Origin of the sequence: Oceanisphaera sp. W20_SRM_FM3, assembly GCF_052119705.1 — a bacterium.
Lineage (GTDB): Bacteria > Pseudomonadota > Gammaproteobacteria > Enterobacterales > Aeromonadaceae > Oceanimonas.
This window is the reverse complement of the sequence record NZ_JBGQOP010000002.1, coordinates 216763-229622: the sequence shown is the minus strand read 5'-3', so window position 1 is coordinate 229622 and position 12860 is coordinate 216763. Positions and strand designations below refer to the sequence as shown.

The 12860-nt window shown below is 51.1% G+C and carries 12 protein-coding genes; 1 reads left to right on the top strand and 11 read right to left on the bottom strand.

Annotated elements, in window-relative coordinates; genetic code table 11:
* Positions 1-211: 211 nt before the first annotated feature.
* From htpG to ACEN2G_RS02380, 3 genes are all read right to left on the bottom strand, one after another.
* Entirely contained in the window at positions 212-2128 is a 1917-nt protein-coding gene (gene htpG, locus ACEN2G_RS02390) for a molecular chaperone HtpG (protein ID WP_442019862.1), read from the bottom strand.
* A 260-nt stretch (positions 2129-2388) separates the two neighbouring features.
* On the bottom strand, positions 2389-4410 hold the full coding sequence (locus tag ACEN2G_RS02385) for a sensor domain-containing diguanylate cyclase (protein WP_442019861.1): 2022 nt from the start codon (positions 4408-4410) through the stop codon (positions 2389-2391).
* 92 nt (positions 4411-4502) lie between these two features.
* Positions 4503-4847, bottom strand: coding sequence for a hypothetical protein (locus tag ACEN2G_RS02380; protein WP_442019860.1), 345 nt, complete (start codon positions 4845-4847; stop codon positions 4503-4505).
* A 118-nt stretch (positions 4848-4965) separates the two neighbouring features.
* On the opposite strand from ACEN2G_RS02380, the gene asnS reads away from it, so the two are divergent.
* Entirely contained in the window at positions 4966-6366 is a 1401-nt protein-coding gene (gene asnS, locus ACEN2G_RS02375; protein WP_442019859.1) for an asparagine--tRNA ligase, read from the top strand.
* Positions 6367-6564: 198 nt separating this feature from the next.
* Here asnS and ACEN2G_RS02370 read toward each other — a convergent pair whose 3' ends face one another.
* The 8 genes from ACEN2G_RS02370 to ACEN2G_RS02335 all read right to left on the bottom strand — a co-directional run bounded on the left by ACEN2G_RS02370 (position 6565) and on the right by ACEN2G_RS02335 (position 12682).
* Positions 6565-7155 (bottom strand): HupE/UreJ family protein, encoded by a 591-nt coding sequence (locus tag ACEN2G_RS02370; RefSeq protein WP_442019858.1) that lies wholly within the window; start codon positions 7153-7155, stop codon positions 6565-6567.
* 153 nt (positions 7156-7308) lie between these two features.
* A complete protein-coding gene (gene ureG, locus ACEN2G_RS02365; protein ID WP_442019857.1) occupies positions 7309-7953 on the bottom strand; it encodes an urease accessory protein UreG in 645 nt (214 codons plus the stop codon).
* Positions 7954-8115: 162 nt separating this feature from the next.
* Positions 8116-8793, bottom strand: a complete 678-nt coding sequence (locus ACEN2G_RS02360; RefSeq protein ID WP_442019856.1) for an urease accessory protein UreF — start codon at positions 8791-8793, stop codon at positions 8116-8118.
* Positions 8768-9334 carry an urease accessory protein UreE gene (gene ureE / locus ACEN2G_RS02355; RefSeq protein WP_442019855.1) on the bottom strand — a complete coding sequence of 189 codons (567 nt, stop codon included), beginning with the start codon at positions 9332-9334 and terminating at the stop codon, positions 8768-8770. The genes ACEN2G_RS02360 and ureE overlap by 26 nt, the downstream gene beginning before the upstream one ends.
* Positions 9335-9418: 84 nt before the next feature.
* On the bottom strand, positions 9419-11125 hold the full coding sequence (gene ureC, locus ACEN2G_RS02350; protein ID WP_442019854.1) for an urease subunit alpha: 1707 nt from the start codon (positions 11123-11125) through the stop codon (positions 9419-9421).
* A complete protein-coding gene (locus ACEN2G_RS02345) occupies positions 11118-11438 on the bottom strand; it encodes an urease subunit beta (RefSeq protein WP_442019853.1) in 321 nt (106 codons plus the stop codon). The genes ureC and ACEN2G_RS02345 overlap by 8 nt, the downstream gene beginning before the upstream one ends.
* Positions 11439-11449: 11 nt before the next feature.
* The gene (ureA, locus tag ACEN2G_RS02340) at positions 11450-11752 is read right to left on the bottom strand and encodes an urease subunit gamma (RefSeq protein ID WP_442019852.1); all 303 of its coding nucleotides are present in this window, start codon (positions 11750-11752) and stop codon (positions 11450-11452) included.
* Positions 11753-11809: 57 nt separating this feature from the next.
* A complete protein-coding gene (locus tag ACEN2G_RS02335; protein ID WP_442019851.1) occupies positions 11810-12682 on the bottom strand; it encodes an urease accessory protein UreD in 873 nt (290 codons plus the stop codon).
* Positions 12683-12860 lie beyond the last annotated feature (178 nt).

Here is a 12860-nt window from a genome sequence, read left to right as displayed (position 1 = left end):
CCCGAGTCTGGACGAAGACAGCCCTTACCATTAATAAGATCGTATCTTTCGTCGATCTGGTTGTGGCTTAATTTTTCCGTGGATTCTGTGTTCTTCCGTGGCAGAAATGGGTCTGCTCTTAGCACTAAGTTCTAGATCTAAAAAACCCGGCCGAGGCCGGGTTTGGTTATGCAACAATGCTGCTAAGTTAAGCTAGATTGCTTAGCTTAACTTAGCCTAATAACAAGCGGTTGACGCGAGCCACGAAGGCGGCAGGATCTTTAAGACCGCCCTGCTCGGCCAGTTGCGCTTGCTCTAGCAGCAGCTGTGACCATTCATTGAACTGCTCGCCTGCTTCCAGCGTTTCTAATTTCTTCACTAAAGTATGCTCGGGGTTGAGCTCCAGAATGTACTTTTGCTCTGGCACCGCTTGGCCAGCAGAGCGCATCAGCTTCAACATCTGAGTGCTCATGTCATGCTCACCGGCTACCACACAAGAAGGCGTGTTGGTTAAACGGTGCGTCAGACGCACTTCTTTAATCTCTTCGCCCAGGGCGGCTTTTACACGCTCCAACAAAGGAGCCAAGGCTTCTTTGGCTTCTTCTTGGGCTTTTTTGGTTTCTTCGTCATCCAGATCGCCTAAGTCCAGCTCACCCTTAGTGACGGACTCAAACTGCTTGCCGTCAAACTCATTGAGGTGGCTCATCAGCCATTCGTCAACACGCTCCCACATTAACAGCACTTCTATGCCCTTCTTGCGAAAGATCTCTAAGTGCGGGCTGTGATTAGCGGCGGCAAAACTGTCGGCGGTAATGTAATAAATCTTATCTTGGCCCTCAGGCATGCGCGAAATATAGTCGGCCAGCGATACGGTTTGTGCATCGGAATCATTGTGGGTGCTGGCAAAGCGCAGCAAACCGGCGATTTGCTCGCGGTTGCCGTAGTCTTCGGCTGGGCCTTCTTTCAGCACGTTACCGAATTCTGACCAAAAACCTTGGTACTGCTCGGCATCGTCTTTGGCCATTTTTTCCAGCATAGACAACACACGCTTGCTGCAGGCTTTACGCAATTGCGCGGTGATCTTGTTGTCTTGCAAGATTTCACGAGACACGTTCAACGGTAAGTCGTTGGTATCGAGCACACCCTTCACAAAACGTAAGTATGTTGGCATAAATTGTTCGGCGTCATCCATAATGAACACACGCTGCACATAGAGTTTCAGGCCATGGCTTTGCTCGCGGTTATACATATCAAACGGCGCCTTGGCCGGTACGTACAACAGGCTGGTGTATTCTTGGTTGCCTTCAACCTTGTTATGGCTCCAGCTCAGCGCATCTTGCCAATCGTGGGAGATATGCTTGTAGAATTCTTGGTATTCTTCATCGCTTACGTCATTTTTAGAGCGGGTCCAGAGTGCGGTGGCTTTGTTCACTTGCTCCCACTCACCTGTCGTCGCCGCGGCGGTTACGGTGCCGTCTTCGTCGGTTTGCTCAGGCTCACCGGCTTTCCACATTTCCACGGCCACACTGATGTGATCCGAGTATTTGCCGATAATGCTGCGCAAGCGCCATTCGTCTAAAAACTCCAACTCGGCGTCACGTAGATGCAAGATAACATCGGTACCGCGACCCGGCTTATTTACTTCGGCGACGGTGAAGCTACCATCACCGTCTGACTCCCACTGCACGCCCTGATCCGCAGGCTGGCCCGCGGCACGGCTTACTACCGTCACCTTGTCGGCGACGATAAAGGCAGAATAAAAGCCTACGCCAAACTGACCGATCAACTGTGAGTCTTTAGCCTGATCGCCAGACAACTGACCGAAGAAGGCCTTGGTGCCGGACTTAGCTATGGTACCCAGATGATCGATAATTTCTTCGCGGTTCATACCGATGCCATTATCGGAAATGGTCAACGTTTTCTGTTCTTGGTCGAGGATTAATCGTACCCGCAAGTCACCGTCATTTTCGTACAGCTCACCGTGAGACAAAGCCTTAAAGCGTAACTTGTCCGCGGCGTCGGCGGCGTTAGACACCAATTCGCGCAAGAAAACTTCTTTATTGGAATACAGGCTATGAGCCATCAGGTTGAGCAGTTGTTTAACTTCGGTTTGAAAACCATGAGTTTCGGTTTGCACAGCTTCTGACATCGACATGTTCCTCGCTTGGGTTGAATGCATAAGAGTTGAATGCTGGGTTTAACAGCTTAGACTTAGCTAATAGCTCAAAGATGGGGGTGGGGCTGACGATTTCAAGGGCAACCATGAAAAATGCCGCGCTGCCTGATGCCCTAATTGATAGCGTAAACAATGCTTAGCGGCTGGTAAGGGTAACTTCCTCGCTTAGCGCGGCTATAAAAGAGAAAAGCGCTGAGGGTCACTCGGCGCTTATTCGTTACTTCACTGACGGCTTAACTGACCACAGCTTGATATTGCACCACTCTATTACGGCCTTGGGCTTTGGCTTGATAGAGGGCTATGTCGGCTTTTTTGAGTAAATCGTCCAGTTGTTGATCACTGTTACTGAGCATGACTAAGCCGATGGACACGGTAATGCGCATCGGCTCAGATTTTGCTTGTTCGCTCGCATCTGAACTTAATGCTGGGGTTTGCACGGGCACCCTAATTTGCTCCAGCTCATGGCGCAGTCGCTCGGCTACGTCTAACGCCACGGCTTGTGCAGTTTGCGTTAACACTATGGCGAACTCTTCGCCTCCGATGCGGCCAAATACATCGGTTTCACGTAAGTTGTGGCTTACGGTGTTCGCTAAGGATTTTAATACTAAATCGCCCACGTCATGGCCGTAATTGTCGTTCACTGTCTTAAAGTGGTCTGCATCCAACATCAACACCGCCAAAGGTTGCTGATAGCGCAAACCGCGTTTCAGCTCCAATTCGCCGCGCTCGTAGAAGTGGCGTCTATTGCTGATGCCCGTCAACTCGTCTCGGTTGGCCAATAATTCTAATTTTTGCTCAAGCTCAATGCGCTCACTGATATCAAATACACTGGTGCGCGCTGCGGCAAAATGCCCTTGTTTATCTTTTAAGACGGTTGCCGAGTTAGAGATATAAAAGGTGCTGCCATCTTTACGCTGCATTTCTAACACTGGGTTGTCGCCACGAATACCCTGAGTAAAACGTGAAAAAAACGCCTGAAACTCTGCTTGACTGGCCGGGGTTAACAAATGACTAAAGGGCTGATTGATGACCTCTGCTCGCTGATAGCCCAGCCAGTCCAATTCGGTTTGATTAATACGGATCACTAAACCTTGATCGTCCAAGCTGTGATAACCACAAGGCGCATTGTCGTAAAGATCATGCAGCACCTCATTCAGGCGCTGTGCTTCGCGCCGCCGAGCGTCACGCTGGGTGGTCACGATAGCGGTCAATAAGGCGGCCCCTACTAAAAACAGTACCAATAAGCTCAACAGCGATTTACCCATGGTTTGATATAAAAATGAACGTTTTTGTATAAAATCATAAGGCACAAAAATCACCAACTTCCAGTGGGTGTTCGCTACCGACTGTGGTGTCACTACCACATCATGCTGAGCCATAAAGTGGGTGGGCATGTTAGTCGCAAATCCAAAGGGCTGCACGGTCTGAAAACGAAAGATCCCGGCTTTCGTTTCTAATATGCCTGAGTCGGTGCTCGCTATGGTGGGCCATTCTTCTGGATACATAATGGCGAAGGTATGATCGGGCTTGCCTAAATCTGCCCCCCACTCATTACTGCGTTCATGGTTGCTCAACCAATAACCTTGATCATCCAATAACATGCCTTGTTGATTGGCCCGTCTCAGCATTTGGCTGCGAAAATTACCGAGCATATTTTTAGCCAAATAATTTAATACCAAGACACCGGCACGCTCTTCATTATTATCGAATACCGGCACCGAGAAACGCAGCATCGGCTTATGAGGCAGCTCAATTTCGCCGCGCTCCATATTTAAATCTAAGCGAGAAACAAATACTTCATCTGGAGCTAAGTCTTTTGCCTCGGTAAAATAATAACGATCAGACTTATTCTGTAGCTGGCTTTGCGAAACTATCTCACCGTGGCCGTTTTTGAGTTCGACGCGTACTAATTCCTGCCCGTCATTATCTAATAAACGGATCTGATCAAAGCGATGAAAGGCGGAGGAGACTTGTTGAAAATATAATGCCAGCTGCTGGCGCTGTTCTTCGGTGTTACCGGTAACATAATCTTTTAACCGCGCCGAATTATGCAGCAGGCCCAACACATGCAGCTGCTCGTACATTTCTTGCTGGATCATTTGGTTGGCGGCCACCACTGAAGTTTCTTCATTGGCCAACAGGCGTTCTTTCACCCCTTGCTGATATTGCAAATACAAAGGGTAAGTAATGGCGACCACTATTGCTGAGAACAAACAAAGTAGCAGCAAAAAGCGCTTAAAGATTAAGCCGTTCATAAATTATCCGAAAATAAGTAAATTCAAATTTGTAACGCTGTGATATGCAGCAAACGCGTGAACACGCATGCTAGCATATTATTATCCTATCGCTAACGCGGTGAAAAAGTCGCCAGTAATAAGGTGAAGATGGCGGCCGCGCCTAATAGCACCAGATAAATTTTTAAAATCTGTAAATGTCGGCTGCCTTTTAAATGGACTAAGGTAAAGGCGGTCACCGCTAAGCCTAAGGCGCCCCAAATACCGGCATGAAACCAAAAATGCGGTAAGCTTAACCATTCGGCACGCACAGTGACGTCATAGTGCTTGAGGTAACCAAAATTTTGCTCGGGCCGACCGTAATGAAAAATAACCAGTAGCAGTGCATACAGGCTCCAACCAAGCACTGTCATCACGGTTAGTAGCTTACTTAACCAATCAAAACGCCGTGGTGCCATGTCAGCCTCCTGCGGTAATTTTTTGCTTGAGTCCTGAGTGTACACGGGTAACATTAGCTGCCTTATCTATATTCTATCGGCACTTGTCGATTAAGTTAACGCTGGAGAGCACCTTTACATGAGCCACGCATCCATTTCTGATGTGCTAGCGGGTAAATACCCGGTTGGCACCACCGTCACCGTTAAGGGGTGGATCCGCACCCGCCGCGATTCTAAAGCCGGCATTTCGTTTTTGGCCGTACACGATGGCAGCTGCTTTAATCCAGTCCAAGCCGTGGTACCTAATAACGTGGCGAATTATCAGTCTGAAGTGGTGCGCCTAACCACGGGCTGCTCCGTGGTCGTTACCGGCACTGTGGTTGCCTCTGAGGGCCAAGGCCAAGACTTTGAACTGCAAGCCACAGACGTAAAGGTGATCGGCTGGGTTGAAGATCCGGATAGCTACCCTATGGCCGCTAAGCGCCACTCCATCGAATATTTACGTGAATACGCGCACCTGCGCCCACGCACCAATATGATGGGTGCGGTCACTCGCGTGCGTAACTGCTTGGGCCAAGCCATTCACAGATTCTTCCACGAAAACGGTTATGCTTGGGTGGCCACGCCGCTTATCACCGCCTCCGATTGCGAAGGCGCCGGTGAAATGTTTCGTGTGTCCACGCTGGATCTGGAAAACCTGCCGCGTACCGAGCAGGGCAAAGTCGACTTTAATGAAGATTTCTTTGGTAAAGAAACCTTTTTAACCGTATCTGGCCAGCTCAACGCCGAAGCTTATGCCTGTGCCATGAGCAAGGTCTATACCTTTGGCCCGACCTTTAGAGCCGAAAACTCCAACACCAGCCGTCACTTGGCGGAATTTTGGATGATAGAGCCCGAAGTGGCCTTTGCCGACTTAAATGACGTAGCCAACTTGGCCGAAGACATGCTGAAATACGTGTTTAATGCGGTGTTGAGCGAGCGCATGGATGACATGGCTTTCTTCGCCGAGCGTGTCGATAAAGAAGCCATCACTCGCCTGCAAGACTTCGTGGCCAAAGACTTCGCCCAAGTGGATTACACCGACGCCATCGAAATCTTAAAAGCCAGCGGCAAGAAGTTTGAGTTCGCCGTGGAATGGGGCATAGACCTGTCTTCTGAGCACGAGCGTTACTTGGCCGAAGAGCACTTTAAGGCACCAGTGGTAGTTAAAAACTACCCGAAAGACATTAAGTCTTTCTACATGAAGTTGAATGCCGACGGCAAAACCGTGGCCGCCATGGACGTGTTAGCACCAGGCATTGGCGAGATCATCGGTGGCTCCCAGCGTGAAGAAGTGCTGGAAGTGCTGGACGAGCGCATGGTGTCTATGGGCTTAAACCCTGCCGACTACGGCTGGTATCGCGACCTGCGCCGCTACGGCACTGTGCCGCACTCCGGCTTCGGCTTAGGCTTTGAGCGTTTGGTGGCTTACGTCACCGGCATGGGCAACGTACGCGATGTGATCCCCTTCCCCCGCACACCGCGCCACGCAGACTTCTAAGCTGTTTGTTGTTTGAGAGCCTAAAACCCCGCCACCGCGGGGTTTTTTATGGGTTAAAATCCGCGCTGTAGTCGGCGCTTATTTTATACAGAGAGTATTCGCCTATACAGAGAGTATTCGCCGGTTCTGCGTAGAAAAATTTTTCTAAAACAAAAATGCCCCGTCATGACGGGGCATTTTTAGTATCAAGCGACCGAATTAAGCAGCGCTGAATACGGCCACTAAGCCGGTGCCGGCGATCGCTACACCACTCACTCTTAATGCCAAAAATTGCCACTTATCGGCACACTTGCTAGCCAGCAAGTAGCCAACTGCGTGCAGCACGATAGTGGCCATGATAAAGCCACTGATGTAGCTGCTGGCAGCCGAGCCTGCGGGTAATTCAATGCCGTGCGCATTACCGTGCAGCATACCAAACAAGGCACAACACAGCGTCATCACAGACAGATAACCGGCGCGACCCACAGCTAATAAACCACCCAATACCACGAGTGACAGCAAAATACCGGTTTCAACCAAAGCGATGGCCACACCGTTAATGCCCAGCATGGCGCCGACCAGCATAAAGCCGACAAAAGCTAATGGCAGCTGCCAAGCCGGCTTGCTGCGCCCCATCACCGCCAACATGCCCACGGCCACCATGGCCAGTAAGTGATCCCAGCCCATTAAGGGATGCAACAGGCCAGATAACATGCCTGACGTATCATGCCCAGGATGCGCAAAGGCCGCAGTGGGTGCCAAGGCCAATGATGCCAGCAGTAAGCTGCGGCTAATTTTATGTAAGCTCATAAATATTCCTTAAGTTGATGTGTGGTTATACAAATACGGTAAGGGGTGAAGCGTAAAGGGGGAAGTGACACCCAAGCCGCCTGAGTTAGAAGCAAACCCATTCTTTAGGTTTTAAATGTTATGTCGTCCGCTTCACCCTTTCCTCTTCACGCTTCACTGCTCAATCGGTACTGAGAAATCCGCAGGTAGCGGCTTAAGCATGCCTTCTCGTTGAATAAACTTAATGATTTCTAACACCCCATCGCCGTGCACTAAGTTAGCAAACACAAAGGGCCGCTCGCCGCGCATCAGCTTTGAATCTCGCTCCATTACGGCTAATGAGGCATTGACCATGGGCGCTAACTCGGTTTTGTTAATGATCAACAAGTCAGACTTGGTAATGCCAGGGCCGCCTTTGCGTGGGATTTTATCACCGGCGCACACATCAATCACATACAAGGTGAGATCCGACAACTCAGGGCTAAAGGTGGCTGACAAATTATCGCCACCGCTTTCCACTAACACCAGCTCAAGACCTGGATGACGCGCTTGCAAGGTATCGATGGCCGCCAAGTTCATGGACGCATCTTCGCGAATGGCGGTATGGGGGCAACCGCCAGTTTCCACACCAATAATGCGGTCTGCACTTAAGGCCTCATTCTGCAATAAGAATTGGGCATCTTCTTCGGTGTAAATATCATTGGTAACCACGGCCAGATCATAATGCTCACGCAAGGCTAAGCACAATTGACGTAACAAGGCCGTTTTGCCTGATCCTACCGGGCCACCTACGCCCACCCGTAAACATTGAGTTGTCATCATTTTCTCCAAAAAATTAGTCATTACCGCTGAAAGATTAAAAAATAGTGCCCTTCGGTGCTAGGGGATTAGGGACTGGTGATTAGTGATTAGAAGCTCGCGCTTACCTATCATGACTATTCCCTAGTCCCCGTTCCCTATTCCCTATTCCCTATTCACCAGTTAGCTCCGAAATAAGCGAGAATACTGTGTTTCATGCAGACAACTGGCCTGCACTTGCCCCGGCAAGCTCCAACCCAGCTGGTCATCAGCAAGCTCACCGGCCTGGGTAAAGTGCGCTTGTAAGGTCGGCTTTAACAAAATCAATAAGCGCTGCGCCGCCGTTTGCCCCAGCGGCAAGGTCTTGCTGGCCACCGTCAGCTGATTTTCCAGCCAACTCCACATATAGCCCAAGGCGGCCCAAGAGGCGCTTAAGCCCCAATGCTCGGCGGCTAAGCTGTATACCGCCATAAAGGCAGGCTCACTGGGCAAAGACGACACCTCAAGCTGCTGGCCCTTGAGTAAGCGCAATAGTGCTAGCGCTTGCTGCTCGTCTTCAAACAGCAATTCATGGGTTTCTCGACTGGCGCGTAAAAAATCACTCCAGTACTGGCCTTGCTCGGCATCTTGTTGCGCACGCGCATCACACAAGCGCAGCAACACCGGAATATCCAAATGCGCCATGCCTTGCAGCATGCCATCTAGCCAGCTTTGCAGCTCGGCTTCATTGGTTATCCAGCCCAGCTCGATGGCAGATTCAAGACCACTGGAATAGGCAAAAGCCCCTATCGGTAAGGCTGGGCTGGACAAGTGCAGCAGCGCCAGCAGTTGCTGACTATTTATGTCCATGTTCTGGCTCATGGCTGTGGCCATGCTTGTGGCTTTCTTTGTGCTCATGGCTGCTTGTGTGCTCATGGCTATCGTCATGACCATGAGCATGAGCGCCGTGGTAGGCGCCGGATTCGGGATGAAATGGCGCCTCCCCTATTTCTAGGCGCAAGCCCAAATGCTCGGCTAAATGCTCCAGCACATGATCCGGCTGAAAGCGCAGCCAGCGCTCGCCCAATTGTAAGGTCACATGGCGGTTGCCTAAGTGATAGCAAGCACGGGCAAAGCTTGGCCAGTCGTCGGCGTGTGCCGTCACCACAGCTTCAGGCTTGGCAATAACGGTAAAAATACGCCCGTCTTCTGCTTGTAATTGGTCGTCTTGAGCCAGCACTTGGCCGCGCTCTAAAAATACGCCAAGCTCAAGCCCTTGGTCGCTCACGGTTTTAAACCGACCCTTTTGGCGCTGTTCAAAGGCGAGCGTCACAGAATCGGCGGCCAGCTGCGGGCTCTGCCCCAAACTTTGGCCCGAATTTTGACCTGAACTTTGGCCTAAATAATGAATAATTTTTAACACTTTTATCTCCATGGCATTTAAAACATAGCGGTAAGCTCAACGCCGTAAGCGGTCAGTTAAGCGTGGCGCTGGATGCTATGTGTTTTAAAACAACATATATAACTGCGCCAGCGGCAGCACATCGGCGGGCTCACAGGTCAGGAGTTCACCATCGCAACGTACCTCATAGGTTTGTGCATCTACTTCTAGCTCTGGCGTGGCACCGTTATGGATCATGTCTTGTTTTTGCACGCTGCGGGTATTAAAACAGGCCACCAAGTCCCGCGTTAAGCCTAAGCGAGACTTCAAATCGCGCTGCAAGGCCGCTTTACTCACAAAGGTCACACTGCTGGCGGCGGCGGCGCGCCCTTGGGCGCCAAACATGGGTCGATAGTGCACCGGCTGTGGCGTAGGAATTGAGCCATTAATGTCGCCCATTGGGGCATAAGCAATGCTGCCACCTTTTAAGATCAAGGCCGGTTTAATGCCAAAGAAAGCCGGATCCCACAACACGAGATCTGCCAGCTTACCGACTTCGATTGAGCCCACCATATGGCTGATCCCATGAGCAATGGCCGGATTAATGGTGTATTTGGCGATATAGCGTTTGGCGCGAAAGTTATCACAACCTAGCGCTTCATCTTCTGGTAACAGGCCGCGCTGCGTCTTCATTTTATGAGCCGTTTGCCAAGTGCGGCACACCACTTCGCCCACCCGGCCCATGGCCTGACTGTCGGAGGAGATCATCGAAATCACGCCTAAGTCTTGCAAAATATCTTCGGCGGCTATGGTTTCTTTGCGAATACGCGAGTCGGCAAAAGCCACGTCTTCCGGAATATTAGGGTCAAGATGATGGCAGACCATCAGCATATCCAGATGCTCGTCTACGGTATTTATGGTATAGGGGCGCGTAGGATTGGTGGACGAGGGCAACACATTGGGCAGGCTACAGGCTTTTAAAATATCCGGTGCATGGCCGCCGCCCGCCCCTTCGGTGTGATAGGTGTGAATGGTGCGCCCTTTAAATGCGCCTAGGGTGTCATCGACAAATCCCGACTCATTCAAGGTGTCGGTATGAATGGCGATTTGCACATCAAATTCTTCGGCGACCGACAAGCAGTTATCGATGGCGGCGGGCGTAGAGCCCCAGTCTTCGTGCAACTTCAACCCCATGGCGCCGGCTTCAAGCTGTTCACGCAAGGGCCCAGGCACGCTTACGTTGCCCTTACCCATAAAACCAAAATTCATGGGCAACTGATCCGTGGCTTGCAACATACGTGCAATATGCCAGGCACCCGGCGTGCAGGTGGTGGCCTTGCTGCCAGTGGCCGGCCCCGTGCCGCCGCCAATCATGGTGGTAATGCCAGAGCAAATGGCCTCTTCAATTTGTTGCGGACAAATGTAGTGAATATGGCTGTCTACGCCACCGGCGGTGAGCATTTTTCCTTCACCGGCAATCACTTCGCTGCAGGCACCCAAATTAATGGTCACGCCCTCTTGAATGTCCGGATTACCGGCCTTGCCGATGGCGACAATCAAACCATCTTTAATGCCCACATCGGCTTTGACTATGCCCCAGTGATCCAAAATCACCACATTGGTGATCACGGTATCTACGGTATCCGCATCCCCAAGTTGGCTTTGGCCCATGCCATCGCGGATCACCTTGCCGCCACCAAAGGTCACTTCGTCACCATACTGGGCGTAATCATGCTCAACTTGGATCCAAAGCTGTGTATCGGCCAAGCGAATACGGTCACCTGTGGTGGGGCCAAACATTTCTGCGTAGGCGGTGCGACTGATCTTAGACATTTTGCTCTCCTAATGGGCCCATTACTTCGCCCCTAAAACCGTACACTCGACGTAAGCCGCCTAAGGCCACCAGCGTAACATTACGCTCTTGCCCAGGTTCAAAGCGCACCGCGGTGCCCGCGGCGATATCAAGCCGAAAGCCCAACGCTTGTGTTCGGTCTAATGTCAGCGCTGGGTTGACCTCGGCAAAATGATAATGGGAACCCACTTGAATGGGTCTATCACCTGTGTTGGCCACCAAAATGGTGCGACGTTCGCGACCGACATTTAATTCAATGTCGCCGGCGGCCAGCTGTAGCGCTCCAGGTTTCATGTCGCTTCCTATTACTGAATGGGATTGTGTAAGGTGACAAGCTTAGTGCCATCGGGAAAAGTAGCCTCGACTTGCACTTCTAGTATTAGCTCGGCCACGCCGTCCATCACCTGCTCGCGGGTCAGCAAATTGCGACCACTGCCCATCAGCTCGGCCACGGTGCGCCCATCGCGAGCACCTTCCAAGATGGCTGCCGATAAATAGGCCACAGACTCGGGATAGTTAAGCTTTAACCCTCGCGCCAAGCGGCGCTCGGCCAGAAGTCCGGCGGTAAACAGCAATAACTTGTCTTTTTCTCTTGGGCTCAGTTCCATGCTTGTGTTCCTTTATTGTTGCCAAACATATGTTTGCCAAAATTCATGTTTACTAAATCAAGTGTGCCAAATTCGCGGAATGCAGGCGGGACGCCCTAACAGCACGGGTCGGGTCAACGACCAAGCCTGCCACATGCCAGCTCGGCATTGGTTCATGTCATTGCCTAAATAGCGTACCAGCAACACACCTAGCCGTTGGGTAACAGTAAAAACGGGGCTGGGTAGGCAAGATCGCAAGGCATTGAGCAACTCAGTCTGTGGTGCAGCGTCAAGCTCTGGGCCACTGGCGACCAAGGTGCCAAACACGCATTGGTCGGCCAATCCGACTCGGCTGTGTTGCAGCTCACTGTCCGCCGTGAGTTGCAAACGTTCGTTAAACAATAAGCGCCCATTGCGCCATAGGCGAATGCGTTGGTCTAACCGGCCTTTGTTAAACACTTCTCCCGCCGCCGGTCGCCCTAAGCACACCAGATCCCAGCCGATAAAACGGGCCTCTGTATCCAGTTCAATTTGGGTGTCCAGCAGCGCATTCGCATCACGAAAAATCAAGGTTTCTTGCGGTAACCATTCACATTCGGCGTTATTGGCTAACTGCAGCCGCACTCTTTGCCCTTGGGCAACGCCGTCACTGTCGCGGCCGTAAATTTTACCGGCAGAAGGCGTGGTCAGCAGACTTTGGCTGTTGGCGGCACAAAAGGCCTGAATTTTGAGTTGATCGCCAGATACAAGACCGCCGGGCGGGTGCAGCACATAGAGGTGACAAACACCGCCTTCGGGATAGAAAGGACGTTGAATACGTAAGGGGCCAGTAAAGGCTAACTGCTTGAGGTGTGTTTTGTCGGCTATTGGAACCAGTTTAATGTCCAGCTCGGCCAGCCACAGTCGATCTGCGCCATACCCCAGAGGGGTGAGGCTGGGCGTTACGCTCATCGTCATCAGCCATATCAGGGTTTTTCTACAAGTATGCAGAATATAGCAAATTTAATGCCAACTATAAAATACTCATAAAATCAAAACATTATGTTACTTACTAAGCTATTTCTGTCCGTGGAGACAATAAAAATACCCATAGCGCACCATTGTAGAGCAAACTATTGAATGCTCGCAC

Excerpts from the sequence above, each read along its gene's own strand:
- ACEN2G_RS02335 (WP_442019851.1), bottom strand. The coding sequence starts at position 12,682 with ATGAGCGTAACGCCCAGCCTCACCCCTCTGGGGTATGGCGCAGATCGA.
- ACEN2G_RS02370 (WP_442019858.1), bottom strand. The coding sequence starts at position 7,155 with ATGAGCTTACATAAAATTAGCCGCAGCTTACTGCTGGCATCATTGGCC.
- htpG (WP_442019862.1), bottom strand. The coding sequence starts at position 2,128 with ATGTCAGAAGCTGTGCAAACCGAAACTCATGGTTTTCAAACCGAAGTT.
- asnS (WP_442019859.1), top strand. The coding sequence starts at position 4,966 with ATGAGCCACGCATCCATTTCTGATGTGCTAGCGGGTAAATACCCGGTT.
- ureC (WP_442019854.1), bottom strand. The coding sequence starts at position 11,125 with ATGTCTAAGATCAGTCGCACCGCCTACGCAGAAATGTTTGGCCCCACC.
- ACEN2G_RS02345 (WP_442019853.1), bottom strand. The coding sequence starts at position 11,438 with ATGAAACCTGGAGCGCTACAGCTGGCCGCCGGCGACATTGAATTAAAT.
- ACEN2G_RS02360 (WP_442019856.1), bottom strand. The coding sequence starts at position 8,793 with ATGAGCCAGAACATGGACATAAATAGTCAGCAACTGCTGGCGCTGCTG.
- ACEN2G_RS02380 (WP_442019860.1), bottom strand. The coding sequence starts at position 4,847 with ATGGCACCACGGCGTTTTGATTGGTTAAGTAAGCTACTAACCGTGATG.
- ureG (WP_442019857.1), bottom strand. The coding sequence starts at position 7,953 with ATGACAACTCAATGTTTACGGGTGGGCGTAGGTGGCCCGGTAGGATCA.
- ureA (WP_442019852.1), bottom strand. The coding sequence starts at position 11,752 with ATGGAACTGAGCCCAAGAGAAAAAGACAAGTTATTGCTGTTTACCGCC.
- ACEN2G_RS02385 (WP_442019861.1), bottom strand. The coding sequence starts at position 4,410 with ATGAACGGCTTAATCTTTAAGCGCTTTTTGCTGCTACTTTGTTTGTTC.